Raw genomic sequence first — 25,935 nt, forward strand, 5'->3', positions numbered from 1 at the left:
GAGCGGCGAACGGCCGGACGGCAGCCTCCGCCCGGTGACGGCCCCGGAGCGTCCTGCGGGCCGTTGCAACGTCGCGGCCGACGGCATGAAAAGACCCCTCCGACCAGGTTTCTCCAGGTCAGAGGGGTTTCGATGTGGAGCCTAGGGGAGTCGAACCCCTGACATCTGCCATGCAAAGACAGCGCTCTACCAACTGAGCTAAGGCCCCGGAAGTGGTGCGTCCGATCGGAAGAACCGCGTACCGACGGGCGCCGGAGACCAGAGTACCGGGTCATCCCGGGGATCTCGCAAAAAGATTGGGGGTCCCCGCAGACGACCACTCTCCGTAAGATGCTCGGCGTGGTTCGCTACAGCGAACCACCGTACTTGGGGAAGCGATGGGGAGACGCAATGGACGCCGCACAGCAGGAAGCCACCGCAAGAGCGCGGGAACTGCAGCGGAACTGGTACGGGGAGCCACTGGGGGCGCTCTTCCGTAAGCTCATAGACGATCTCGGCCTCAACCAGGCTCGTCTCGCGGGGGTTCTGGGCCTGTCCGCTCCGATGCTGTCACAGCTGATGAGCGGTCAGCGGGCGAAGATCGGCAATCCCGCTGTCGTACAGCGGGTGCAGCTGCTGCAGGACCTGGCGGGGCAGGTCGCGGACGGCAGTGTCAGCGCGGCGGAGGCCACCGACCGCATGGAGGAGATCAAGAAGTCCCAGGGGGGATCTGTGCTCAGCAACACCACGACCACGACCAGCAGTTCGGGAGCGCCGACCGTCAAGCGGGTGGTCCGCGAAATCCAGTCGCTGCTGCGGTCCGTGGCCGCCGCGGGCGACATCATCGAGGCCGCGGACACCCTCGCCCCGAGCCACCCGGAACTGGCAGAGTTCCTCCGGGTGTACGGCGCCGGCCGCACCTCCGACGCCGTCGCGCACTACCAGTCCCACCAGAACTGAGCCCGCGGCCCGGTTCGTCGAAGGGGGTTCGGCGGCCGGGCCACGGCAACGAGGGGGAGTCGTATCGCTCATCGAGGGGGAAGCAAGGGGGGTAGCCGAAGGGGGAGGAGCGACGCACAGCCATGGGTGAGGTCTTCGCCGGCCGGTACGAACTGGTCGACCCGATCGGGCGCGGAGGGGTCGGCGCCGTGTGGCGTGCCTGGGACCACCGCCGGCGCCGCTATGTGGCCGCCAAGGTGCTCCAGCAGAGCGACGCGCACTCCCTGCTGCGGTTCGTCCGTGAGCAGGCTCTGCGGATCGATCACCCCCATGTGCTCGCGCCCGCCAGTTGGGCCGCCGACGACGACAAGGTCCTGTTCACCATGGACCTGGTCGCCGGCGGTTCGCTGGTCCATCTGATAGGCGACTACGGTCCCCTGCCCCCCGCGTTCGTCTGCACGCTGCTCGACCAGCTGCTGTCGGGGCTGGCCGCGGTGCACGCCGAGGACGTGGTGCACCGGGACATCAAACCCGCCAACGTGCTGCTGGAGGCCACCGGTACGGGCCGGCCGCGGCTGCGGCTGTCGGACTTCGGCATCGCCATGCGGCTGGGTGAGCCGCGGCTGACGGAGACCAACCTCGTGGTGGGAACGCCCGGTTATCTCGCGCCCGAGCAGATGATGGGCGCGGAACCGGACTTCCCCGCGGACCTGTTCGCCGTCGGTCTGGTCGCGCTGTATCTGCTGGAGGGCGCCAAGCCGGACACGAAGGCGCTCGTGCAGTACTTCGCGGCGCACGGGACGCCGAGCGCGCCCAAGAGCGTTCCCGAGCCGCTGTGGCAGGTCGTGGCGACGCTGCTGCAGCCCGACCCGCAGGCGCGGTTCAGGACCGCTACGGGGGCGCGCAAGGCGCTTGCCGCGGCCAGGGAGCTGCTGCCGGAGCCCGGTCCCGACGACGAGCTGATCGAGATCTTCGACCAGATCGGGCCGCTGCCACCGGGGTTCGCCGCCGAGGGGCCCCTGAAACCGGCGCCCGGAGTCGAGGTCAGGGCGAGCGCCTCCCTCGGCGATGCGTCGTCCACCTCCGGCACGGGTTCTCGTTCCTCCGAGTCCGGCGCGGGCTCTCGTTCCTCCGGGTCCGGCGCAGGATCCGTACCGCCCCGGCCCAGTGCGGGAACCGTTCCGTCCAGTTCCGGCGCGGGTTCTCTGCCGTTCGGAGCAGGTACCGGTTCCGTGTCGTCCGGCCCCGGTACAGATTCCATGCCGTACGGCTCCGGCGCAGACTCCGGGCCGCCTCCTGCCCATACAACCGCCGTACCGTCCGCGGGCGTTGCTCCACCCGTCGACCCGCGCCGGGACACCGGCTCCCAGCCGCAACCGGCCGTCCCCGCTCAGCCGCCCGGCATGTCGGACACCGGCAGCTTCCATCTGCCGCCGCCCCAGGCCACCGTCACCTCCGCCGCTTCCCCCCGAACTCCCGCTCCGCAGGCGCCAGCCGCCCCGCAGCCACCGCCCCACGTACAGGCGCAGGAACAGGGCCAGACACCTCAGGGCGGTCAGCCCTACCCCGCCTACGTCTCCCCCCACGACCCCACGCACGTCCTGTCCTCCCCCCGTGCCGTGCCTCCGGCTCCGCACCAGCGCGACGATGCCTCTACTGCTTCGTACACCGCTCAAGACCGGCAGGTTCCACCTCCCGCGCGGGAAATCGCTCCGCACCTGGTCAACGGCCTCACGCAGGACACCGCGCGCCCCAGCCACCGGGCCGCACGCCGAGCCCGCCGCCCCGGCGGCCCGCCCGCCAAGGTGGCCCTGCCCCTGCTGCTGTTCGCCCTGGTCAGCTACGCGGTCGGCTTCTGGGCCCTGACCCGCGTCTGACGCCTCACGAGGCCCGAACCCGCCGTCGCCCCACGACCGTCCACACCCCGAGCACCACCAGCACCACTGTCCCCGCGCCGATGCCACCCGCGGCGAGTGCCCTCATCGCGGCGCCGCTCCCGCCGCTCCCGCCGTCCCCGGCGGCCGCGCGGTCCTGGGCCGTGACGCCGAAGACGTTCTGCGGGACGGGCTGCCCGGCGTACCCGGGGCCGTCCTGGGCCGCGCCCGTGACCCGGACCCGCAGTGTCAGTCCGAACGGCCCGGTGCCGAAGTCGTCGGCCACCGCGGTGGAGAGGTGGATCGCAAGGTAGTACCAGCCGGCGAAGCGCATGCCGTTGACCTGGTCGGTGGGCGCGTAGCGGTTGGCGTAGGCGACGGGCGGCACCGGGGCCAGGGAGGCCGTGTTCTGGCTGCCGTCGTAGCCGATCTCGATGGCCTCGACGTCGGCGCGCACGGGGTTGTAGAGGGTCATCTGCAGCGCGCCGACCGCGTAACCGCTGCTGTCGCCGCTGTCGTGGCTGCCCAGCTCCGCCACGGCCGAGGGCTGCTGGCCCCAGTCGACGGGGACCTTGTAGAAGAGCGTCTGCCCGGGCGAAATGCCGGCGCGCCAGACGCCCTGCTGTACGGAGACCGCCCGGGCGAACCCCGCGCCGCCCTGGCGCGTGGTGGCCTCGCCGGTGAGTGGGGAGGGGGTGGCGGAGTTCCAGGTCGTGGGCGCGCTGGTCGCGCCGGTCCGGCCGAGGCGCGGCTCGGTCGCGGTGGCCAGTTCCAGGTCCCAGGTGCCGGAGGTCGACCCGTCGGCGTCGGCGCGCTCGACGACCACGTAGTACGGGCCGCCGCCCTCGCACAGGGGCATGCGCGGGGACGTCGTCCGCGCGCCCCAGGCCGTGATGGGACGCGGGCTGCCGGTGATCCCGAAGTTGGCGCTCTCGTAGGAGCAGGAGTTGCCCTGGGAGTTCTGCACCGAGACCTTGATGCCGTCGTTCACGGAGAGCTTGCCGCTGCCGCGCGGTACGGCGGTGACGGCGACGTAGGCGCTGGTGGGGGCGTCGGGTTCGAGGCGGTAGTAGAGCTTCGCGCCTTTGGGGAGGGAGCTGCGGTAGCTCCTGCCGGGGTCGAGGAGGACGGCGTCCGTGGTGCCCGTCGCGCCCTTGACGGTCCGGGCGTCCGCCGCGAACGCGTAGGAGGAGTCCGCCGCCGAGGCGGGCCCCGCCGTCAGCGCCACCGAGACGCACAGCACCGCTCCGGCGGCCGCCACGCGCGCGCGTACCGGAGTCCGGCCGTGCCCCGGTCTCGCGCGCCACCACCCCGTACGCCGCCCCATCACGCGCCACCCCTCGTCGTTGCCCGGACCGTGGGACCGTCGCCCATCCTGCCCCGGGATGCGGCGCGTCATCCGGGCAACGCAAAACCCCGACCGTTCTGACGGCCGGGGTTTTTCAGAATCGGATGTCGGTGCTCACGAACCCGTGGGCACGGAGTCAGTCGCCTCCGTCCACAGATCCTGCTCGGCGCGATCCGCCTGGATCTGGCGGTACACGAGGAGCCCGCCGATGGCGGCCAGTGCGACCAGGAGAAGCTTCTTCACCGCGCGACCTCGTCTTTCCTTGACGTAGGGGACCTCTGGCGCCCGACTATACACACCGACCGATACCGATCGGTGACCTGCGTCCGGCCTCAACTCCCGGTCCCGATACCGCAGTAGAACCGGAGCCGACCGCTCCGATCTGAGGGTGATCACACCTCCACGGACAGCGACTTTGGTCCCTCTTAGGGGATTCTTCTCCACTTTTCTGGCTGTTTGCACCCATCCGGGTGGTGTTCATCCGAAGATCGACGCGCCACGGGCGTCGGTCCACCACTTCCCGGCCCCCATACACATCATGAGGAAAGTACGCAAATCGCCCAACCCGAAAGTGAGGGGCCATGGCCCGGAACCAGGTCATGAAGCTGTGGACCACCATCGTCACCGTCTTCTTCGCGCTGTGTGCGACGCTCGGACTCGCCACCTCGACCGCCACCGCGGCCGTAGCGCAGACCGAGGCGACCGGCAACAGCACGAGCGGCACCGCGCACCACGTGACGATGCCGACACCGTCCCAGCACAGGTCCTGGTTCTTCGCACGAGCCCTGCCCCCCACGATGAAGCAGCGCATCCGGGCCGAGGCCCACGGCAAGTCCCCGAGCTGCCGCCACCGTCCCCGCACGGACGCCGACGCGAGCGCGGAAGCTCTTCTGTCCGAACAGGCCACCGCCCTCTGCGCCCCGGCGGACCTCGCCACGGTTCCCCTTCAGCGCTGAGACACCGCTCCTCTTCGCTGCCGGCCGATCGTCCTCGATACCGGCCGACCCTCTTCGGAACTGAGAATCAACGCCTCTTCTCCCTCCCCGACGCACCCGACGTAACGGCGAACTTGCGTACACACAACCGCCTGTTGAAGACCTCCAGCCGTATGCCGGCCGGAGGTCCTCACGTCGTGGTGCACCCTTGATCGCCCCCTCTGGGCGGCCCGTAGCCTGGGCCCATGCCCCACATCCTCGTCGTCACCGCCGTCCACCCCCCATCGGCCGAGTTATTGGGGGACGCCTACAAGTCTCTGTACGCCCAGGAGCTCCCCGAGGGCTGGGAGTGGCACTGGGTGGTCCAGGAGGACGGCAGGACGGACGCGGTGCGCCCCTGCGTCCCCGACGACGATCGGGTGACCTTTCTCCAGGGGCGGCCCGGCGGTCCGGGAGTCGCCCGGACCATCGCCCTCGCGCACACCGAGGCCGCGTACGTGAAAGTGCTGGACGCCGACGACCTGCTCACGGCGGGGGCGCTGGCGCGCGACCTGGCGGCTCTCGAGGCCGACCCGACAATCGGCTGGGCGACGTCACGCGCCCTTGACCTGCTGCCGGACGGTTCGACCGTCGGCTTTGCCGACGACCCCGACGAGGGCCCCCTCGAGCGCGGGACCGTGCTCGACTTCTGGCGGGCGAACGATTTCCGCGCCCAGATCCACCCCGCGACCCTCTTCGTCCGACGGGACCTGCTGCTGGCGCTCGGCGGGTGGATGGCCCTGCCCGCCTCCGAGGACACAGGACTGCTGCTGGCGCTGAACGGCGTGAGCCGGGGCTGGTTCACCCGCGAGCCGGGGCTGCTCTACCGGAAGTGGGAGGGACAGGTGACCGGCCAGGCGGCGCATGTGGACCCGGCCGAGCGGGCGGCGCGCATGGCGGTGGTGGAGGAGAGGGCACGGGCTCTCGCCTCCCTCGGCTGGAGCTATTCGGCGTCCTGAGCGCCCTGAGCGCCCTGAGCACGTCCCGCCGCCGCGAGCCACTGGGCGACCCGGCGCACGGTCGTCTCGTCGAGCCGGTCCACGACGGCCTCCACGGCCGCCCAGTCGTCCTGAGTGAGGTCGTAGAGTCCCGCCTTGCCCAGGCCTGCCATGATGACCTGCTGCCGTCGGTCGTCCATGCGCTCCGTGAGCCTGCTCGGCTTCTCCGGGCCCGTGGGAGAAACCTCGGCCGTCGCGGCGGGCGCCGTGGCCGTGGAGACGTCGTAGCGCTGCCAGGCTCCGTTCTTCGGGCCCCACAGGCTGACCGTCAGGTCCTCTCCACGCGCGCGTACCGTGTGCGCCATCTCGCCGAGGGCGTACTGGACGGGGGCGCGGTGGGGTGATTCCGCGCACGTCCGCCAGGAGGCCGAGGAGGGCCGGTAGGAGAGCGCGACCCAGCGCGGGGCGCCGGTCGGCTGCGGACTCTCGGGACGTGTCTCCACGGAATCACCCCTTCGGAGGCTGCACGGCAGGGTGACCATAGCTGACGACCCGTCAGATAACCAGGCCGCCCTTCCGCCTGTTCTCTTCACGCCCGACATGTCACCCTGCCCGCGCCTGCGGCCCCCGCACACGGCGACAGCGGCTTCAGGGGCGACAGGTCGAGTGCACGTCCTGACAGGGAGGCGGAGATGAGCGAAGTCGAAGAGGTGGGTACGACGAGGTCCACGGAGTCGCTCAGCACGGCGCACCGCACCCGCGCGCGGAGCGCGTACGACCGCGCCGTAGCCGCATGCCGGCACGCCGGCACGCCGGAGTGGACCAGTCCGACGCCGAGCTCGTGCCGAAGAGCCCTGTCGGGCGGGCCGCCCACGCCCTGCGCCTCTGTGCCCAGTCGCTCGACGCGCTCACCGTCGCCACCGCCGACCCGGCCGCCGACGCCCGCTGCGCACGGAACGCGGCCGCCACGGCCGCACTGGCCGCTCAGGTGGCCCAGGCGGCGGACGGTGACGGATCCCTCGCCGCGCTGCAAGCCGCTCTCGCCGCCTCGCGGGCCGCGGCGGTCGCGGCCGGTGGAGTAGCGGCGGGCCGAGACATCGCACTCAATGCGGCTGCCGACAAAGCGGAAGAACTCGCGGTGGTCGCGGCTTGCGAGGCGGGGTGGATGTGAAGCGGACACCCAGGACCAGGCCGTGTTTCACGTGAAACCGATGTTTCACGTGAAACATCGGCGGGCGCATCCCCGGATGCCCGCGCCGTTCGGCGCCGGTCCCTCCCCTCGTGGGGACCGGCGCCGAACGCCACGGATCTCTCGGACTCAGCCGGCCGGGTCGGCGCCACCCTCCGGGTCTCCCGATGAAAGCTGGCCGAGAACCGATGGCGCCAGGCGCTGCCCCTCCGAACGCTGAGCCGATGGCCTGCGTGGACGAAGCGTGATGCGTTGGCTACCCGGTCGGGATCCTGCCAGTTCGGCGCGCCGTCGAGGAGATTCCGGTCACCTTCCGCTCTCTTAAGCCGCAGGTCAGCCGTATAAAGTGAGTTTTCCGGTCCGGATGTCAAACGCGGGGGAGGTTAGGGGTGGAGGCCTTTAGTCCCGACTCAGGGGCGCGTACAGCCTTCGCGGAACGGCTCGCGCTGCTGTACAAGGAGGCCGGTAATCCTCCCCTCGCGCGGGTCGCCGAGGCGGTCGTACAGCTGCAGCGGGTCGACGAGCGAGGGCGGCCCGTGCGGGTGTCCGCCCAGCGGATCAGTGACTGGCGACGGGCGAAGAACGTGCCGGCTCAGTTCGCCGCCCTCGCTGCTGTGCTGCACATCCTGATCCCCCAGGCCCGCCGAGCGCGGCCCGCTCCGGTGTCCGCGGGGCTGTACGACATGACTCAGTGGCAGCGCCTGTGGGAGCGCGCCGTGGCCGACCCGGCCGGGGAGCGGCCAGCCACACCGACAGCTGCGGAGGAAGGGCCGCCGACCGAGGCTCCCGCCGTCACCGGGGTGTGTCCGTACCGGGGTCTGGCTTCCTATCGCGAGCAGGACGCCCGCTGGTTCTTCGGCCGGGAACGGAGCACCGATTCTCTCGTCGACCAGCTCCGCACGGTGGAGCGGACGGGCGGCCTGATCATGCTCGTCGGCGCTTCCGGGGCGGGGAAGTCCTCCTTGCTGCACGCCGGCCTGGTGCCCGCGCTGCAGAACGGCGTACTGAGGGACGAGGGCATCGGTACGACGACGGTCGTCCAGTTCGTGCCGGGGGCGGACCCCCTCGGGGAGCTGACCGGACGAATACCCGAACTCGCGGACGTCCTCACCGCGGCGGAGCCGGGAACCGAGGAGTTCACCCGGGACGTGCGCGAGGCAGCCGCGGTCTGGGGCAAGCGAGAGAGCTCCGGCATGAGCCGCCCGGTCGTCATCGTCGACCAGTTCGAGGAGGCTTTCACCCTCTGCTCGGACGAAACGGCCCGCCGCGTCTTCGTGCAGACCCTGGACGCCGCCTGCTCACCCGCGGGCCCCGACGAAGCGGCGCCCGTCCTCGTGGTCCTCGGCATCCGTGCCGACTTCTACGAGCAGTGCCTCTCCCATCCCGAGCTGGCCGACGCACTCCAGCACCGGCACATGGTGCTCGGCCCGCTCACATCCGCGGAGCTGCGCGAGGCGGTCACCGGTCCCGCCAAGGCCGTCGGACTGGAGCTGGAGCCGGGGCTGGCGGAGCTGATCGTGCGCGAGGTGAGCGCCGACGGGCCCCGCGGGGCACATGACGCCGGTGTGCTGCCTCTGCTGTCCCACGCCCTGCTCGCCACCTGGCAGCGGCGCAAGGCGGGGCGGCTGACGCTGGCCGGCTACCGGGCGGCCGGCGGCATCCAGGGCGCGGTGGCGGCGACCGCCGAGCGCGCCTGGTCCGGTCTGGACCCGGCAGCCCGAGCGGCCGCGCGACTGCTGCTGCTGAGGCTGGTTCGGCTGGGCGAGGACACCCAGGCCACCCGGCGGCGCGGGACGCGGCGCCAGCTGGCGCGGGAGTCGACGGACCCCGCAGCGACGGAGGAGTCGCTCGAGGCTCTGGTGCGCGCCCGGCTGGTGACCCTGGACGCGGAGACCGTCGAGATCACCCATGAGGCGCTGCTGCATGCCTGGCCGCGGCTGCGGGACTGGATCGACGAGGACAGGAACGGCAACCTGCTGCGCCAGCAGCTGGAGGAGGACGGCCGGGCCTGGGAGGCCTCCGCCAGGGACTCCTCGCTGCTGTACCGGGGCTCCCGGCTGGAGCAGGCCCGCGGCTGGGCCAGATCGGCGGGCGACACCTTTCTGACCCGCAGCGCGATGGACTTCCTCACCGCCTCCGTGCGACTGCGCAAGCGCACCCTGCTGATCAGCCGCGCCGCCGTCTCGGCGCTGGTCGTGCTCGCCGTCGTCGCCGTCGGCTCCGCCGTCGTCGCCCGGCAGCAGCGCGACGACGCCGTCTTCCAGCAGGTGCTCGCCGAGGCCGACCGCGTCCAGGCCGCGGACCCATCGCTGTCGGCCCAGCTCGACCTGGTCGCCCATCGACTGCGCGGAGATGACAAGGGCACGCGCAATCGTCTGATCTCCATCGTGAACGCGCCCCTGGCCACCCCCCTCCTCGGCCACACCGGCGCCGTCTACCTGACCACGTTCAGCCCGGACGGACGGTTGCTGGCCACCGCCAGCTACGACCACACGGTCCGGTTGTGGGACGTCAGCGACCGGACCCGGCCCAAGCCGCTGGGCAAGCCCCTCACCGGCCACACGAGCTGGGTGAGCAGCGCCGTCTTCAGCCCGGACGGCCGCACACTGGCCAGTGCCGGGGACGACGGCACCGTACGGCTGTGGGACGTCAGCGACCCGCGCCACCCGCACTCCCTGGGCCCTTCGGTGACGGGACACGACGGCACGATCTTCCTGGCCGCCTTCAGCCCCGACGGGCACACGTTGGCCACCGCAGACGAGGACCACACCGTACGGCTGTGGAACGTGACCGACCCTCGCCGCCCGGTCTCGCTCACCACGCTGAAGGGGCACACCGACTCGGTTCGTTCGATCGCGTTCAGCCGGGACGGCAGGACCCTGGCGTCCGGCGGCGACGACAACACGATCCGTCTGTGGGACGTGAGCAACCCGCGGGCTCCGCGCTCCGTGGGCACGCCCCTCACTGGCCACACCCAGACCGTGCACTCCGTCGCCTTCAGCCCCGACGGCAGGACTCTCGCCAGCGGCAGCTCGGACGACACGGTCCGGCTGTGGAACGTCACCGACCGGGAGCACGCGAGCTCCCTCGGTGAGCCTCTGATCGGCCACACCGGCCCTGTGTGGTCCGTGGCCTTCAGTCCGGACGGCTCGATGATCGCGGCGGGCAGCGCGGACAGCACGGCGAGCCTGTGGAACGTCAGCAATCCCGCCTACCCCTCGCAGGTCGGTGAGCCGCTCGCGGGCAGCAGCGGTGAGATGTACGCCGTCGGCTTCAGCCCCGACGGGCGGACACTGGCCACCGGCAGCGGGGACAGCAAGGTCCGTCTGTGGTCGATACCGGCGTCGGACATGATCGGCCGGATCGGGGCGTTCAGCCGGGACGGGAAGGTGCTGGCCACCGCCGCGGAGGACGGCAGGATCCGGCTGTGGAACGTGACCGAGCCGGCGCGCCCCGTTGCGCTGGGCGAGCCCTTCGCGACCAAGGACCGCACCCCCCGCTCGATGGTGTTCTCACCCGACGACCGCACCCTCGTCGCGCTGACGGGAACCACGAACTCGGTCCAGCTGTGGAACGTCGCCGATCCCGCACACCCCGTCCCGTACGGCCCGGCCGTCGAACTGCTGACCCGGTACGCCGGCGCCGACGCGCTGGCCCTCAGCCCCGACGGGCGCACGCTGGCGGTCGACCACGACGACCGGACCATCCAGTTGCTCGACATCGGCGACCCGGCCCACCCCCGCCGGCTGGGCAAGCCCCTCACCGGCCACACCGGCTACGTCAACGCCCTCGCCTACAGCCCCGACGGCCGCACCCTCGCCAGCGGCAGCGCGGACGGCACCGTACGGCTGTGGAACGTCACCGACCCCCGGCGGCCGCGCCTGACGGGCTCTCCGCTCACCGGGCATCTGGGCCCCGTCAACACGCTCGCCTACAGCCTGGACGGCCGCACCCTGGCCAGTGGCAGCGACGACGACACGGTCCGCCTGTGGAACGTCACCGACCCGTCCCGGGCGAGGATCCTGGGCTCCCCGCTCACCGGACACACCGAGGCGGTGGTGTCCCTGACGTTCAGCCGGGACGGCCGCACCCTGGCGAGCGGCGGCAACGACAACACCGTGCGGCTGTGGAACGTCGCCGACCCCTCGGACGCGGCGCCCATCGGCCAGTCGATGAGCCCGAACGCCAAGACCGGCAACTTCCTTGCTTTCAGCCCCAGAAGCCATCTCCTCGGCATCTCCAGCGGCGCCGACACGGTCCGCCTGTGGAACCTCGACGTCGACGCCGCCGTACGCCACATCTGCTCCACCACCCGGGGCGTACTGACGCCGCAGAAGTGGCACGAGTACTTGCCGCGGCTGTCGTACGACCCTCCGTGCGCGGAGGACTGAGAGCGGAACCCGGTGATCCGGATCACAACTCTCGGTTCGCCCCGAGCAGTTGGCTCCCGCCGGACAACCGACCTTGTTACCCTTGGCCATAGCCCGACCGCTGGTGCATCCCCCGTCGCCAGCGGTCGGGCGTTTTCGTACCCGCCCCCGGTCGGTGTCACCCGGGAACGGCTTGGTGTCACCCGGAGACGCGAAAGACCCCCGGCCCGAATGGACTGGGGGTCTTTTGCCTGGTGGGGCTAACAGGATTTGAACCTGTGGCCTCATCCTTATCAGGGATGCGCTCTAACCAACTGAGCTATAGCCCCGCCGCGCTCTGCGGTGTGTGTCCCGCGCGCTGACTCCTGAAGATTAGCGCACGACGTGGGCAGTCCCAAAATCGATAGTCCCGCTCCGCTGAGCGGGGCCCTCACTCGTCCTCGGCGAGCGTCAGCTCGACGCCTCCCACGAAGCCCGCGGACAGGTTGTAGATGAACGCGCCGAGGGTCGCGAGCGCCGTCGCGAGGACGACGTCGATGACCGCGATGATCGACGTGAACATCAGGACATGCGGCAGCGACAGGAAGGACTGCAGGTCGAAGCCGTTGGACTCGTTGGAGCCGGTCGCCTCCGAGATGGTGCCGCCGACGGTCGAGAACACGCCCATCGCGTCCATGACCATCCACAGCACGGCGGACGCCACGATCGTGCAGATGCCGAGCGCGATGGAGAGCAGGAAGCTCACCTTCATCACCGACCACGGATCGGCCTTCGCCACGCGCAGACGTGCCTTGCGGATGCGGGGCGTGGTGCGCGCGCCGGTGCGAGGACGGCGTACGGCGCCGGTGGCCGACTGCGTCTGGCTCGGGTAGGCCTGCGGCGGGTGGTACGGCCCGGCGGGCTGCTGCGGCTGCCGCTCGCCGGGGAGCGGCGAGGCCGACTGCTGCGGCGGAGCCGGCTGGGCCGGAGGCTGGTGCTTGGTCTGGCCCGCTCCGGCCGGCTGCTGAGCCTGCGCGCCCCGGGTGTCCGTCACAGTTCCCCCCTGTGATCCATGCGCGTCGGCGGAGGGCGGACTGGTCGGTTCCACCTCCACCTTGCGCAGTTGAGTCGTGTGCGGATCGGACGCACGCGCGGCGGAGCCACGGCCGCCGCCGTCCGTTTCCGTACCCGTGGGGGTACCGGCCGATCCGGCGCCCGTGGCTCCGCTCACGATGACTCTCTCCTCGTGCTACTCGGCCGAGGGCGCCTCACCCTCGTCCGTGCCGGTGGTCACGGCACCCTCCGCGGTCTCGTCCACGGCCACGTCGCCGTCGACTTCCTCCGCCTCACGTCCCGCCTCGGCGTTACGAGCGATGCCGACGACGGCATCGCGCTTGCCCAGGTTGATCAGTTGGACGCCCATGGTGTCACGGCCCGTCTCCCTGACCTCGTTGACTCGCGTACGAATCACACCGCCCGACAGTGTGATGGCGAGGATCTCGTCGGTCTCCTCGACCACCAGCGCGCCGACGAGCGAGCCGCGGTCCTCGACGATCTTGGCGGCCTTGATACCCAGACCGCCGCGACCCTGGACGCGGTACTCGTCAACGGCGGTCCGCTTCGCGTACCCACCGTCTGTGGCAGTGAACACGAACGTACCGGGTCGAACAACATTCATCGAGAGCAGCTGGTCTCCCTCACGGAAACTCATGCCCTTGACACCCGAGGTGGCACGGCCCATGGGCCGCAGTGCCTCGTCGGTGGCGGTGAACCTGATCGACTGTGCCTTCTTGCTGATCAGAAGCAGATCGTCCTCGGCCGAGACGAGTTCGGCACCGATCAGTTCGTCATCGGAACCGTCCTCCGTCTCCCGGAGGTTGATGGCGATGACACCGCCGGAACGGGGCGAATCGTAATCCTTCAGAGGCGTCTTCTTGACCAGACCGCCCTTGGTGGCCAGCACCAGGTAGGGCGCCGCGTCGTAGTCGCGGATGGCGAGGATCTCGGCGATCGCCTCGTCCGGCTGGAAGGCGAGCAGGTTCGCCACGTGCTGGCCGCGCGCGTCACGGCCGGCGTCGGGAAGCTCGTACGCCTTCGCCCGGTAGACCCGGCCCTTGTTGGTGAAGAACAGCAGCCAGTGGTGCGTGGTGGAGACGAAGAAGTGGTCGACGATGTCGTCTTCCTTCAGCTTCGTGCCGCGCACGCCCTTGCCGCCGCGCTTCTGGGCTCGGTAGTCGTCCGTCTTGGTGCGCTTGACGTAGCCGCCGCGCGAGACGGTGACGACGATGTCCTCCTCGGCGATGAGGTCCTCGATGGACATGTCGCCGTCGTAGGGCACCAGCATGGTCTTGCGGTCGTCGCCGTACTTCTCGACGATCGCGGCGAGTTCCTCGCTGACGATGCCGCGCTGGCGGACCGGGGAGGCCAGGATCTCGTTGTACTCGTTGATCTTCGCCTGGAGTTCGTCGTGCTCCTGGACGATCTTCTGCCGCTCCAGGGCCGCGAGGCGGCGCAGCTGCATCTCGAGGATGGCGTTGGCCTGGATCTCGTCGATCTCCAGGAGGTCCATCAGGCCCGTGCGCGCGATCTCGACGGTCTCACTGCGCCGGATCAGCGCGATGACCTCGTCGATGGCGTCCAGGGCCTTCAGCAGGCCGCGCAGGATGTGCGCCCGCTCCTCGGCCTTGCGCAGCCGGAAGCGCGTACGGCGGACGATGACCTCGATCTGGTGCGTCACCCAGTGCCGGATGAACGCGTCCAGCGACAGGGTGCGCGGCACGCCGTCGACCAGCGCCAGCATGTTGGCGCCGAAGTTGGTCTGCAGGTCCGTGTGCTTGTAGAGGTTGTTCAGGACGACCTTGGCGACCGCGTCCCGCTTGAGCACGATGACCAGGCGCTGGCCGGTGCGCGAGGACGTCTCGTCGCGGACGTCCGCGATGCCGCCGATCTTGCCGTCCTTGACCAGGTCGGCGATCTTCTGCGCGAGGTTGTCGGGGTTGACCTGGTAGGGCAGTTCCGTGACCACCAGGCACTGGCGGTTCTGGATCTCCTCAACCTCGACGACCGCTCGCATGGTGATCGAGCCGCGGCCCGTGCGGTAGGCCTCCTCGATGCCCTTGCGGCCCACCACCAGGGCGCCGGTGGGGAAGTCGGGGCCCTTGATGCGCTCGATCAGGGCGTCCAGGAGCTCCTCGTGCGAGGCCTCCGGGTTCTCCAGGTACCACTGGGCGCCGGCGGCGACCTCACGCAGGTTGTGCGGCGGGATGTTGGTGGCCATGCCGACCGCGATACCGGCCGAGCCGTTGATCAGCAGGTTCGGGAAACGGGCGGGCAGGACGGTCGGCTCCTGGGAGCGGCCGTCGTAGTTGTCCATGAAGTCGACGGTTTCCTCGTCGATGTCACGGACCATCTCCATCGACAGCGGCGCCATCTTGCACTCGGTGTAGCGCATGGCCGCCGCCGGGTCGTTGCCCGGAGAGCCGAAGTTGCCGTTGGAGTCCACCAACGGCATCCGCATCGACCACGGCTGCGCGAGACGGACCAGCGCGTCGTAGATCGAGGAGTCGCCGTGCGGGTGGTAGCTGCCCATGACGTCGCCGACGACACGGGCGCACTTGTAGAAGCCGCGCTCGGGGCGGTAGCCGCCGTCGTACATGGCGTACAGGACCCGTCGGTGGACGGGCTTGAGACCGTCCCGGACGTCGGGCAGCGCGCGGGACACGATGACGGACATCGCGTAGTCCAGGTACGAGCGCTGCATCTCCGTCTCGAGCCCGACGGGCTCGATGCGCATCACGAGGTCGCCGCCCTCTTCAGGGGTGACAGGAGTGTTCTCGTCGGCCATTGCTGGTGAAGATCCTTCCTGGTGCGGTCAGCTGAGACCGACTCAGATGTCGAGGAAGCGGACGTCCTTGGCGTTGCGCTGGATGAACTGGCGCCGGGCCTCGACGTCCTCGCCCATCAGCACCGAGAACAGGTCGTCGGCCTGGGCGGCGTCATCGAGGGTGACCTGGCCGAGCACGCGGTGCTCCTGGTCCATGGTCGTCACGCGCAGCTCCTCGGCGTTCATCTCACCGAGGCCCTTGAAGCGCTGGATGGTGTCTTCCTTGATGCGCTTGCCGCGCTGCCGGCCGAGCTCCACCAGGGCGTCGCGCTCGCGGTCGGAGTAGGCGTACTCGACCTCGTCCCGGCCCCACTTGAGCTTGTAGAGCGGGGGACGCGACAGGAACACGTGTCCGGCCTCGACCAGCGGGCGCATGAAGCGGAACAGGAAGGTCAGCAGCAGGGTGCTGATGTGCTGGCCGTCGACGTCGGCGTCCGCCATCAGGATGATCTTGTGATAGCGCAGCTTCTCGATGTCGAAGTCCTCGTGAACTCCGGTGCCGAAGGCCGAGATCAGCGCCTGGATCTCCTGGTTCTGCAGGATCTTGTCGATCCTGGCCTTCTCGACGTTGAGGATCTTGCCGCGGATCGGGAGGATCGCCTGGTACTGCGGGTTGCGGCCGGACTTGGCCGAGCCGCCGGCGGAGTCACCCTCGACGATGAAGATCTCGCACTTGGTCGGATCGTTCGACTGGCAGTCCGAGAGCTTGCCCGGCAGCGACGCCGACTCCAGCAGGCCCTTGCGGCGGGTCAGGTCACGGGCCTTGCGGGCCGCCACGCGCGCGGTGGCCGCCTGGATGCCCTTGCGGATGATGTCCGCCGCCTCGACCGGGTTGCGGTCCAGCCAGTCGTTGAGGTGCTCGTAGACCGCCCGCTGCACGAAGGTCTTGGCCTCCGTGTTGCCGAGCTTGGTCTTCGTCTGGCCCTCGAACTGCGGCTCGCTCAGCTTCACCGAGATGATCGCGGTCAGACCCTCGCGGATGTCGTCACCCGTGAGGTTGTCGTCCTTCTCGCGCAGCAGCTTCTTGTCGCGCGCGTACTTGTTGATGAGCGAGGTCAGGGCCGCGCGGAAGCCCTCCTCGTGCGTGCCGCCCTCGTGCGTGTGGATGATGTTGGCGAAGGAGTACACGCCCTCGCTGTAACCGCTGTTCCACTGCATCGCGACCTCGAGGGACAGGCTCTTGTCCTTGTCCTCCGCCTCGAGGTCGATGACGGTGTTGTGCACCACGTCTCCCTTGCGGGAGTTGAGGTACTTCACGAAGTCGACGATGCCGCCCTCGTAGTGGTACGTGACGGTCTTGACCTCGGCCTTCTCGTCCGCACCGGCCTCGTCGGCACCGGAGGTCGCCTTCGCCGACTCGCGCTCGTCAGTGAGTTTGATCGTCAAACCCTTGTTGAGGAACGCCATCTCCTGGAAGCGCCGCGAGAGCGTCTCGAAGGAGTACTCGGTGGTCTCGAAGATGTCCGGGTCGGCCCAGAAGGTGACCGAGGTGCCGGTCTCCTCGATGGCCTCGTGCTTGGCCAGCGGCGCCGTCGGGACGCCCAACTTGTAGTCCTGCGTCCAGCGGTGACCGTCGGTCCTCACCTCGACGGCGACCTTCGACGACAGCGCGTTCACGACGGAGACACCCACGCCGTGCAGACCGCCGGAGACCGCGTAGCCGCCGCCGCCGAACTTGCCGCCCGCGTGCAGCACGGTCAGCACGACCTCGAGGGCCGGCTTGCCCTCTGAGGCGACGATGCCCACCGGGATGCCACGACCGTTGTCGACGACGCGCACGCCGCCGTCCGGGAGGATCGTGACGTCGATGGTGTCCGCGTAGCCGGCCAGTGCCTCGTCGACCGAGTTGTCGACGACCTCGTACACGAGGTGGTGCAGCCCCCGCTCACCGGTCGAACCGATGTACATACCGGGGCGCTTGCGGACCGCGTCCAGCCCCTCGAGGACGGTGATGGCGCTGGCGTCGTACGAGGCGGTGGCCTCGCCGTTCGACGAGGTCACCGCGCCGTTCTCGCCGGCGTCGGTGGACGGGATGTTCTCGTTGGGGTTGCCGGAATCGGCCACGAAGCGCCCTTTCTGGCACAGCACGAGCCGGGCTCGTCGGCGGGTTGCCGGAGCGGCTGCGGCATGTTGCGTCGGTAAGCCTTGATCAGCGTTGCTCAGCTTTTCCCGGGCGGTCCCCACGAATGGGGCGGGATTAGCTTCCAGTCTACCGGTAGCGCCGACAGTGATGGGGGTTTGCCGGTACCTGAGTCCTCATGTGGCGCCCTCAACCGGTCTCGTCCGACTCCCCATATGCGGAGCGGGGCTCCAAGAGGCTCACGCAGGCACTCAGCGCTTTCGGCTGTCAACCCCTGGCTACTTGGGAGTCAGGTCGCGATTCGCAACCGCGTGCGGTCGTACGACAAGGCGCCCCCCGGCGGTACGACGGCACCGCCGCGGGGGGCCCGGATGTGAGGTCTGTCACCCGTAGGTATCGCCGGGTCCGGTGCTGCCCGGGGCGCGCAGGGGACCGTAGCGACGGGAGGGGCCACTGGGGCCGTTCACCTTGATCACCCTCACCGCACCGTGCCCCAGGTCCTCGTTGAGCCGGGCGACCAGGGTGGGGGCCAGCAGGCGCAGGTTCGTCGCCCAGGCCGTGGAGTCGCAGCGCACGAAGAGCACCCGCTCGTCCTCGTCGTACTTCTCCGGTACGCAGTGCTTGGCCACGTCCTCGCCGACGATCTGCGGCCAACGGCCCATCACCCCGCCCACCGCGGCCGGCGTCTCCCAACCCCGTTCGGTGATCAGCCGGTTGATCGCGGCGCCCAGCGCCATGGGGTCGCGTCCGTCGGCGCGCGCGCCGGAGCGCAGTCCCCCGCGCCGCGCCTGCTTCTTCTGCTGCGCCGCGTCCCCCCGCGCGCGTGCCGCTTCCTTCGCCGCCCTGAGCGCCACGCGCGCGAGGTCGACGCCACTGGGCTCGGCGGGCTTGTCAGGGGTGGGTTCCCGGTCCGTCATACGCGCTCCACCGTCCCGTCCGCCACGGAGAACCGGGTACCCGCCAGCACGTGCGGTACGTCGTCGTCTACCGCGGCCGTCACCAGCACCTGCTCGCCGGGCGCGACCAGTTCGGCCAGCCGTTCCCGGCGGCGGGTGTCCAACTCGGCGAAGACGTCGTCGAGGACCAGCACCGGTTCGTTGCCCTCGGCGCGCAGCAGGTCGTAGGAGGCCAGGCGCAGCGCCAGCGCGTACGACCAGGACTCGCCGTGCGAGGCGTAGCCCTTGGCCGGCAACTGGCCCAGTTTGAGCAGCAGATCGTCCCGGTGCGGTCCCACGAGGGTGACGCCCCGCTCGATCTCCTGCTTGCGCGCCTCGACGAGCGCCGCCGTCAACTGCTCGTACAGGTCCTCGCGCGTGTGTGCCTCACCGGGTGCCGACGGCTTGTAGTCGAGGGCGATCGGGCCGCCGCCGGGGGCCAGTTGCTCGTAGGCCTTGTCGGCGAGCGGCTGGAGCGCGGCGATCAGGTCGAGGCGCTGTGCGAGCAACTCGGCGCCCACGCGGGCGAGATGCTGGTCCCACACGTCCAGGGTGGACAGATCCATGGAACGGCCACCGTGCCGCCGGGCGAGGGCGGCCGACTTCAGCAGGGTGTTGCGCTGCTTGAGCACCCGCTCGTAGTCGGAGCGGACGCCGGCCATGCGCGGGGAACGGGCGGTGATCAGCTCGTCGAGGAAACGACGCCGCTCGCCGGGGTCGCCCTTGACCAGGGCGAGATCCTCGGGCGCGAACAGCACGGTCCGTACGATGCCGAGCACGTCACGAGGTCTGACCTGCGAGGACCTGTTGATGCGGGCCCGGTTGGCCTTGCCGGGGTTCAGCTCCAGCTCGACCAGCTGCTGCCGCTCGCCCTGCCTGACCTGTGCCCGGATCACCGCACGGTCGGCGCCCACGCGCACCAGGGGGGCGTCGGAGGCGACCCGGTGGCTGCCGAGGGTGGCGAGGTAGCCGACCGCCTCGACGAGGTTGGTCTTGCCCTGGCCGTTGGGGCCGACGAAGGCGGTGACGCCCGGGTCGAGCGGGACTTCGACCCGGGCGTACGAGCGGAAGTCGGCCAGCGACAGATGCGTGACGTGCATGGTCGGTCGCCGACCTCCCCCAGGTTGTGGACTGCTCGCGCAGCCCTGTGGATTACTTCGTCTCGACCGCGTGGCCGCCGAACTGGTTCCGCAGCGCCGCGATCATCTTCATCTGCGGAGAGTCCTCCTGGCGCGACGCGAACCGCGCGAAGAGGGAGGCCGTGATCGCCGGGAGCGGCACGGCGTTGTCGATGGCTGCTTCCACAGTCCAGCGTCCCTCGCCGGAGTCCTGTGCAAAACCCTTCAGCCTGTCCAGGTGCTCGTCCGCGTCGAGGGCGTTGACCGCCAGGTCCAGCAGCCAGGAACGGATGACCGTGCCCTCCTGCCAGGAGCGGAAGACCTCGCGCACGTCCGTGACGGAGTCGACCTTCTCCAGCAGCTCCCAGCCCTCGGCGTAGGCCTGCATCATCGCGTACTCGATGCCGTTGTGGACCATCTTCGCGAAGTGGCCCGCGCCGACCTTGCCGGCGTGCACCGCGCCGAACGTCCCTTCGGGCTTGAGGGCGTCGAAGACCGGCCGCACCTTGGCGACGTTCTCCGCGTCGCCGCCGTACATCAGCGCGTAGCCGTTCTCCAGGCCCCAGACGCCGCCGGAGACACCGCAGTCGACGAAGCCTATGCCCTTGGCCGCGAGCTCCTCGGCGTGCTTCTCGTCGTCCGTCCAGCGGGAGTTGCCGCCGTCCACGACGACGTCGCCCGGCTCAAGAAGCTCGGCCAACTCGTCGATCGTCGACTGGGTGGGGGCACCGGCCGGGACCATCACCCAGACCACGCGCGGGGCCGCGAGGCTCTCCACAAGCTCTTTCAGGCTGTGGACATCCGCGACGTCCGGGTTGCGGTCGTATCCGACGACGGTGTGGCCCGCGCGGCGGATCCGCTCGCGCATGTTGCCGCCCATCTTGCCGAGGCCGACGAGACCGAGCTCCATCAGTGTTGATCCTTAGGTTGCTGTGTGGCGTGTGAGGCACCTGTTCGTACCCACGTCCGAGCCTAAACCCGGACGCTCACGCACAGCTGTGGGCATACACGCTCAGATGTACGCCCCGACCTGCGGGTTTTCCCAAGGCCGGGAAGACCTTCTCCACGGCCTGTGGACAACTCCCGCCGCGTCAGCCGCTCAGCCGGACCGGCATGATCAAGTACTTGTAGGCCTCGTCCGCCTCCGCGTCCAGGGCCGGCTTGCCGCTCAGCAGGGCGGGCTTCGTGGACGTGGTGAAGGAGAGCTGGGCGACGGGGGAGTCGATCGCGCTCAGGCCGTCCAGCAGGAAGGTCGGGTTGAAGGCGATCGAGATGTCGTCGCCCTCCAGCTGCGCGTCGACCCTCTCCACAGCCTGTGCGTCGTCGCTGGAGCCGGCCTCCAGGATGAGCACGCCCTGCTCGAAGCTGAGCCGCACCGGGGTGTTGCGCTCGGCGACCAGGGCCACGCGCTTGACGGCCTCCACGAACGGGGCGGTCTCGATCACGGCGATCGAGTTGAACTCCGTCGGGAACAGCGTGCGGTACTTCGGGAGGTCGCCCTCGAGAAGACGGGTGGTCGTGCGCCGCCCGGCGCCCTCGAAACCGATCAGGCCCTCGCCCGCGCCCGAGCCGGACAGCGCCAGGGTCACGCTGTCACCGCTGGTCAGCGCCTTGGCCGTGTCCAGGAGCGTCTTGGCGGGCACCAGGGCGACCGCGGAGGCCTCCGGGTTCTCCGGCTTCCACAGGAACTCGCGGACCGCGAAGCGGTAGCGGTCGGTGGAGGCAAGCGTGACCGTGTCGCCCTCGATCTCGATGCGCACACCGGTGAGGACGGGCAGCGTGTCGTCACGGCCGGCGGCGATGGCCACCTGGGCGGCAGCGGAGGCGAAGACCTCGCCCGGCACGGTGCCCGTCGCGTTCGGCATCTGCGGCAGGGACGGGTACTCCTCCACAGGCAGGGTGTGGAGTGTGAACCGCGAGGAGCCACAGACCACCGTCGCCCGTACACCGTCTGTGGAAATCTCCACCGGGCGGTTGGGGAGCGCGCGGCAGATGTCGGCGAGCAGGCGGCCGGAGACGAGGACCGTGCCCTCCTCCTCGACCTCCGCCTCCACCGACACCCGCGCGGAGACCTCGTAGTCGAAGCTGGACAGGCTCAGGGCCCCGTCCTCGGCCTTCAGCAGGAGGCCGGCGAGGACAGGCGCCGGCGGACGGGCCGGGAGGCTGCGTGCCGCCCAGGCCACTGCCTCCGCGAGTACGTCGCGTTCCACCCGGATCTTCACTGTTGCCGCCTCCTGCTGTTGCCGGCGCTTCTACGGCCTGCCTGGCTTCGTCGTCTGTCTCGGTGTCGTCGGCCCCTGTGACGGGAAGGACACCGGGGAACAGTCTGACGCACGGCACTGACAGTAGGTGCCCGTCGGGGTCAAGTCGTGACGAGGGGCAGCCGGGAGCCGGACGGCGAGTTGTGCACAGGACCCTCTTCGAAACGAACTTCTCGCTCTCTCTAGTCGGGAGTAGTAGTAGGGGCTGTGGATACCGTGGATAACCCCGTTTTCCCAGCTCAGAGGCGAGATTTTGTCCACTGGCCCTGTGGGCGGAGGCGGTGGACAACTCCGGGGTTCTGTGGAGAACGGAAAGTTCTGCACACCCCGTGCACAGCCTGAGGCGACTTCTCCCCAGTGCCGTCCCCAGCTTTACCCACGTTTCCCACAGCCCAACCCGGCACCTTCGTGTGACGCCTTTCACTCGACGCGGTGATCAGGCGCGTCACGTTGCCGAACAGTGGACAGGCATGTGGAGAAGTGGCGATTCGCTGGGGACAACAGGGCCCGACCTGTGGGTTGCCGGTGGACAACTCGATGCACAGCCTGTGGATCTTCCGGCTGTCCACAGTCTGTGGAGATCCTCCGTCCACGAATCCACAGCCACCTGAACTGGGGTGATCGTCTTTCGACAGGCTGCCTGTGGACCGTGATCTGGACAACTTCGCAGTCCCCAGGATGTGGACGGGAAAAAGTCAGCGGATCTGTGGAGAGAGGCCGTAACCCGGCGGTTAATCGAACACCGGGTGTCCGCGGGACGACGAAGGGCGCCCCCGGGATCGGTCCCCGGGGGCGCCCTCGACGGCGTGAGTGCGGCTGGATCAGCCGTTCTTGATGCGGTTCGTCAGTTCCGTCACCTGGTTGTAGATGGAGCGTCGCTCGGCCATCAGATTGCGGATCTTGCGGTCCGCGTGCATGACGGTCGTGTGGTCGCGGTTGCCGAACTGCGCGCCGATCTTCGGCAGCGAGAGGTCGGTCAGCTCACGGCACAGGTACATGGCGATCTGCCGGGCGGTGACCAGGGCCCGGCCGCGCGAGGTGCCGCACAGGTCCTCCACCGTCAGCCCGAAGTACTGCGCGGTCTCCGCCATGATGGCGGAGGCCGTGATCTCGGGAGCGGAGTCCTCGCCGCCGGGGATCAGGTCCTTGAGGACGATCTCGGTCAGACCCAGGTCCACCGGCTGCCGGTTGAGCGAGGCGAACGCCGTCACCCGGATCAGCGCGCCCTCCAGCTCGCGGATGTTGCGCGAGATGCGGGAGGCGATGAACTCCAGTACCTCCGGCGGGGCGTTGAGCTGCTCCTGCACCGCCTTCTTGCGCAGGATCGCGATGCGCGTCTCCAGCTCGGGCGGCTGGACGTCGGTGATGAGACCCCACTCGAAACGGTTCCGCAGCCGGTCCTCCAGCGTGACCAGCTGCTTGGGCGGCCGGTCGCTGGAGAGCACGATCTGCTTGTTGGCGTTGTGGAGCGTGTTGAAGGTGTGGAAGAACTCCTCCTGCGTCGACTCCTTGTCCGCGAGGAACTGGATGTCGTCGACGAGCAGGATGTCCATCTCGCGGTAGCGCTTGCGGAAGCTATCGCCCTTGCCGTCGCGGATGGAGTTGATGAACTCGTTGGTGAACTCCTCCGAGCTCACATATCGCACGCGCGTGCCCGGGTAGAGGCTGCGCGCGTAGTGCCCGATGGCGTGCAGCAGGTGGGTCTTGCCGAGGCCCGACTCCCCGTAGATGAACAGGGGGTTGTAGGCCTTCGCCGGTGCTTCGGCGACGGCAACCGCGGCCGCGTGCGCGAAGCGGTTGGAGGCGCCGATGACGAACGTGTCGAAGAGGTACTTCGGGTTCAGGCGCGCGGTGGGCTCACCGGGACCGGTGGCCGGCGCGGGCTTCGCGGCCAGCGGGCCGGGGGCGCCGGTGGTGGGCAGATTGGGGCCGACGGGGCCGCCGCGGTGGACGTGCCCCGAGCCGGACGGCGGCTCGGGCAGCTCCCGGCGGGGGGCGCGGTCGTACTCGCTCCTGCCGTCGCGGTCGTAGTCCGGGCGCGGCTGCTCGTAGTCGGGGCGCTGGCCGTCGTAGGGCGGCCTTTCCATCGACTGCGGACGGTAGTCCTGGGACGGCGGGGCGTAGGAGTCCTGCGGGGAGCCGTAGGACTCCTGCGACGGAGAGGCGTAGGGGTCGCGCTCCGGAAATCCGAGGCGCTGCTGCTGCCAGCTGTACTCGTCCTGGGAGGGGCGCGGCCAGGCCCCGGGCTCGGGACGCTGGTACTCGGAGGGGTAGGCCGGACGCGGGCTGGGGAGCTGGTCCGCGCGCGGGGGCGGCAGCTGGTCGCCCGGGCCGCCGGGCAGCTGCTCGGCGCGGGTCTGGTGGCGATCGTCGGCGCGGTGGCGGCCGTATCCCTCGTACTGGTTGTCGTAGGAGCCGTCGTACTGGCCCGAGGGCAGTTCCGGTTCCTCGTAGCGCGGCTGGGAGCGGACCGGGGGCGCCGGCGGGGCCGGGGGTTCGCCGGCGGAGTCGTCGACGGTGATCGCGATACGGATCGGACGGCCGCACTCGCGGCTCAGCGTCTCGCTGACGATCGGCGCGAGGCGCCCCTCGAGCACACCCTTCGCGAACTCGTTCGGTACGGCGAGCAGGGCGGTGTCCGCGACGAGCGCGAGCGGCTGGCAGCGCCGGATCCAGTGCTCGTCCTTCGTCTCCACACCCTGCCCGCGCCCCTCGCCGAGAAGCTGCTCCAGTACTCGTGGCCACACTGCGGCAAGATCGGCAGGTACGTCAGCCACAGGGCACGCTCTCTCACGAGTCCCACGAACGTGTGGTTGTGGGACGGGTCGGGATTCAAATGGGGTGGAGCCAAGGACAAGGGGTCAAGGGAACGAATCGGAGTTCAGCCACGGTAGTCAGGGCGACGGGTGCGGTTCAAGTTGTTGTCCCCAGGCTGTGGATAGTGTCTCTCCGTCACTCCTGGTTTGACCGGATGGCGTAGCCGCGCGTACCGTAACCAGGTCGAGTTGTCGATGGCTGCTGCCGCCTGCCTCCGAAGGGCACAGATCGCTGAAGGTGATCGGGAAGCGGTGCACTCGGGCGTAACTGCGAGCTACTCGTGGGCGCACGGTGACAGCCAGGACGGCACCCGCAACCACCGATTTGATTTCTGGAGCCCCCGAGTGAGCAAGCGCACCTTCCAGCCGAACAACCGTCGTCGCGCGAAGACCCACGGCTTCCGGCTGCGTATGCGCACCCGTGCCGGCCGCGCGATTCTCGCGTCCCGCCGTAGCAAGGGTCGCGCCCGTCTGTCCGCCTGATCCCGGTCAGGTCATGCCGTCGTGCTGCCCACCGAGAACCGGCTGAGGCGGCGCGAGGACTTCGCGACCGCGGTACGACGAGGGCGCCGGGCCGGCCGCCCGTCCCTCGTCGTCCACCTTCGTAGCGGTGCCACGGACCCGCACGTGCCTGGGGAGAGCGCTCCCCCGACGCGTGCGGGTTTCGTCGTGAGCAAGGCCGTGGGCGGAGCGGTCGTCCGCAACAAGGTGAAGCGCAGGCTTCGTCATCTGATGCGCGATCGAGTCGCCCTGTTTCCCCCCGGTAGCCTGGTAGTCGTACGAGCGCTGCCCGGTGCGGGCGACGCCGACCATGCACAACTGGCCCGAGACCTGGATGCCGCCCTGGAGCGGCTGCTGGGAGGGGGCGCGCGATGAAGTACCCGCTGCTGGCTCTGATCAAGCTGTACCAGTGGACGATCAGTCCGCTGCTCGGACCGGTGTGCAAGTACTACCCGTCGTGTTCCCACTACGGCTACACGGCCATCGACCGCCACGGCGCCATCAAGGGCACGGCGCTCACGGCCTGGCGCATCCTGCGGTGCAATCCGTGGTCGCTGGGCGGTGTGGACCATGTCCCTGAGCGCAAGCGCCCGCGGTGGCACGAAATGCTGCGTGACGCCTGGCGCGCACGCAGGGGCGGGCCCTCCGCCGCCGAACCGGTCACCGAAGAGAATCCTGTTTCGAGCACCGAAGAGAATCCTCCTTCGAGCCCGGCCGCAGAGACCTCGTCCCATGCCCAAGGAGCATGATT

20 protein-coding genes and 2 tRNA genes are annotated in these 25,935 nt (G+C 69.7%); 9 read left to right on the forward strand and 13 right to left on the reverse strand.

Annotated elements, in window-relative coordinates; all coding sequences use genetic code 11:
• Positions 1-135 precede the first annotated feature (135 nt).
• Positions 136-208: transfer RNA gene (locus ABZZ74_RS29670), tRNA-Ala, on the reverse strand.
• 182 nt (positions 209-390) lie between these two features.
• On the opposite strand from ABZZ74_RS29670, the gene ABZZ74_RS29675 reads away from it, so the two are divergent.
• Positions 391-939 (forward strand): DNA-binding protein, encoded by a 549-nt coding sequence (locus tag ABZZ74_RS29675; RefSeq protein ID WP_133048376.1) that lies wholly within the window; start codon positions 391-393, stop codon positions 937-939.
• A 122-nt stretch (positions 940-1,061) separates the two neighbouring features.
• Complete coding sequence (locus ABZZ74_RS29680; protein ID WP_356770054.1) at positions 1,062-2,795, forward strand: protein kinase; 1,734 nt, start codon at positions 1,062-1,064, stop codon at positions 2,793-2,795.
• A 4-nt stretch (positions 2,796-2,799) separates the two neighbouring features.
• Here the strand turns inward: ABZZ74_RS29680 and ABZZ74_RS29685 are convergent, their stop codons facing one another.
• Positions 2,800-4,053, reverse strand: coding sequence for a hypothetical protein (locus ABZZ74_RS29685; RefSeq protein WP_356770056.1), 1,254 nt, complete (start codon positions 4,051-4,053; stop codon positions 2,800-2,802).
• Between the two features lie 201 nt (positions 4,054-4,254).
• Positions 4,255-4,383, reverse strand: coding sequence for a DLW-39 family protein (locus ABZZ74_RS29690; RefSeq protein ID WP_003999697.1), 129 nt, complete (start codon positions 4,381-4,383; stop codon positions 4,255-4,257).
• 338 nt (positions 4,384-4,721) lie between these two features.
• Between ABZZ74_RS29690 and ABZZ74_RS29695 the strand changes: the two genes are divergently transcribed.
• Positions 4,722-5,096, forward strand: a complete 375-nt coding sequence (locus tag ABZZ74_RS29695) for a DUF6344 domain-containing protein (RefSeq protein WP_356770058.1) — start codon at positions 4,722-4,724, stop codon at positions 5,094-5,096.
• Positions 5,097-5,320: 224 nt separating this feature from the next.
• The gene (locus ABZZ74_RS29700) at positions 5,321-6,073 is read left to right on the forward strand and encodes a glycosyltransferase family 2 protein (RefSeq protein ID WP_356770060.1); all 753 of its coding nucleotides are present in this window, start codon (positions 5,321-5,323) and stop codon (positions 6,071-6,073) included.
• Here the strand turns inward: ABZZ74_RS29700 and ABZZ74_RS29705 are convergent.
• A complete protein-coding gene (locus tag ABZZ74_RS29705) occupies positions 6,058-6,555 on the reverse strand; it encodes a hypothetical protein (RefSeq protein ID WP_356770062.1) in 498 nt (165 codons plus the stop codon). The genes ABZZ74_RS29700 and ABZZ74_RS29705 overlap by 16 nt on opposite strands.
• A 290-nt stretch (positions 6,556-6,845) precedes the next feature.
• Between ABZZ74_RS29705 and ABZZ74_RS29710 the strand changes: the two genes are divergently transcribed.
• Both ABZZ74_RS29710 and ABZZ74_RS29715 read left to right on the forward strand, forming a co-directional pair.
• Positions 6,846-7,223 (forward strand): hypothetical protein, encoded by a 378-nt coding sequence (locus ABZZ74_RS29710; RefSeq protein WP_356770064.1) that lies wholly within the window; start codon positions 6,846-6,848, stop codon positions 7,221-7,223.
• A 407-nt stretch (positions 7,224-7,630) separates the two neighbouring features.
• Positions 7,631-11,632, forward strand: coding sequence for a hypothetical protein (locus ABZZ74_RS29715; protein WP_356770066.1), 4,002 nt, complete (start codon positions 7,631-7,633; stop codon positions 11,630-11,632).
• 231 nt (positions 11,633-11,863) lie between these two features.
• On the opposite strand, the gene ABZZ74_RS29720 is transcribed toward ABZZ74_RS29715, so the two are convergent.
• The 9 genes from ABZZ74_RS29720 to dnaA all read right to left on the reverse strand — a co-directional run bounded on the left by ABZZ74_RS29720 (position 11,864) and on the right by dnaA (position 24,644).
• A tRNA-Ile gene (locus tag ABZZ74_RS29720) sits at positions 11,864-11,940 on the reverse strand.
• Positions 11,941-12,041: 101 nt separating this feature from the next.
• Complete coding sequence (locus ABZZ74_RS29725; RefSeq protein WP_356770068.1) at positions 12,042-12,821, reverse strand: DUF3566 domain-containing protein; 780 nt, start codon at positions 12,819-12,821, stop codon at positions 12,042-12,044.
• Between the two features lie 18 nt (positions 12,822-12,839).
• On the reverse strand, positions 12,840-15,434 hold the full coding sequence (gene gyrA / locus ABZZ74_RS29730; RefSeq protein ID WP_356770070.1) for a DNA gyrase subunit A: 2,595 nt from the start codon (positions 15,432-15,434) through the stop codon (positions 12,840-12,842).
• 42 nt (positions 15,435-15,476) lie between these two features.
• Positions 15,477-17,561 carry a DNA topoisomerase (ATP-hydrolyzing) subunit B gene (gene gyrB / locus ABZZ74_RS29735; protein WP_356770072.1) on the reverse strand — a complete coding sequence of 695 codons (2,085 nt, stop codon included), beginning with the start codon at positions 17,559-17,561 and terminating at the stop codon, positions 15,477-15,479.
• A gap of 375 nt (positions 17,562-17,936) precedes the next feature.
• Positions 17,937-18,470 carry a DciA family protein gene (locus ABZZ74_RS29740; protein WP_133048366.1) on the reverse strand — a complete coding sequence of 178 codons (534 nt, stop codon included), beginning with the start codon at positions 18,468-18,470 and terminating at the stop codon, positions 17,937-17,939.
• Positions 18,467-19,588 carry a DNA replication/repair protein RecF gene (gene recF, locus ABZZ74_RS29745; RefSeq protein ID WP_356770074.1) on the reverse strand — a complete coding sequence of 374 codons (1,122 nt, stop codon included), beginning with the start codon at positions 19,586-19,588 and terminating at the stop codon, positions 18,467-18,469. Before recF ends, ABZZ74_RS29740 begins: the two co-directional genes overlap by 4 nt.
• A 52-nt stretch (positions 19,589-19,640) precedes the next feature.
• Positions 19,641-20,516 carry a phosphogluconate dehydrogenase (NAD(+)-dependent, decarboxylating) gene (gnd, locus tag ABZZ74_RS29750; protein WP_356770076.1) on the reverse strand — a complete coding sequence of 292 codons (876 nt, stop codon included), beginning with the start codon at positions 20,514-20,516 and terminating at the stop codon, positions 19,641-19,643.
• A 181-nt stretch (positions 20,517-20,697) separates the two neighbouring features.
• Positions 20,698-21,828, reverse strand: a complete 1,131-nt coding sequence (gene dnaN / locus ABZZ74_RS29755; RefSeq protein WP_356770078.1) for a DNA polymerase III subunit beta — start codon at positions 21,826-21,828, stop codon at positions 20,698-20,700.
• A gap of 860 nt (positions 21,829-22,688) precedes the next feature.
• Positions 22,689-24,644 carry a chromosomal replication initiator protein DnaA gene (dnaA, locus tag ABZZ74_RS29760; RefSeq protein WP_356770080.1) on the reverse strand — a complete coding sequence of 652 codons (1,956 nt, stop codon included), beginning with the start codon at positions 24,642-24,644 and terminating at the stop codon, positions 22,689-22,691.
• A 384-nt stretch (positions 24,645-25,028) separates the two neighbouring features.
• Between dnaA and rpmH the strand changes: the two genes are divergently transcribed.
• The 3 genes from rpmH to yidD are packed head-to-tail and all read left to right on the forward strand — an operon-like array spanning position 25,029 to position 25,933.
• Positions 25,029-25,166 carry a 50S ribosomal protein L34 gene (gene rpmH, locus ABZZ74_RS29765; RefSeq protein ID WP_003956500.1) on the forward strand — a complete coding sequence of 46 codons (138 nt, stop codon included), beginning with the start codon at positions 25,029-25,031 and terminating at the stop codon, positions 25,164-25,166.
• Between the two features lie 21 nt (positions 25,167-25,187).
• Positions 25,188-25,559, forward strand: a complete 372-nt coding sequence (rnpA, locus tag ABZZ74_RS29770; RefSeq protein ID WP_356770082.1) for a ribonuclease P protein component — start codon at positions 25,188-25,190, stop codon at positions 25,557-25,559.
• A complete protein-coding gene (gene yidD, locus ABZZ74_RS29775; protein ID WP_208780332.1) occupies positions 25,556-25,933 on the forward strand; it encodes a membrane protein insertion efficiency factor YidD in 378 nt (125 codons plus the stop codon). Before rnpA ends, yidD begins: the two co-directional genes overlap by 4 nt.
• Positions 25,934-25,935: the final 2 nt, after the last annotated feature.

The organism is Streptomyces sp. NPDC006476 (assembly GCF_040612015.1).
Classification (GTDB): domain Bacteria; phylum Actinomycetota; class Actinomycetes; order Streptomycetales; family Streptomycetaceae; genus Streptomyces; species Streptomyces griseorubiginosus_B.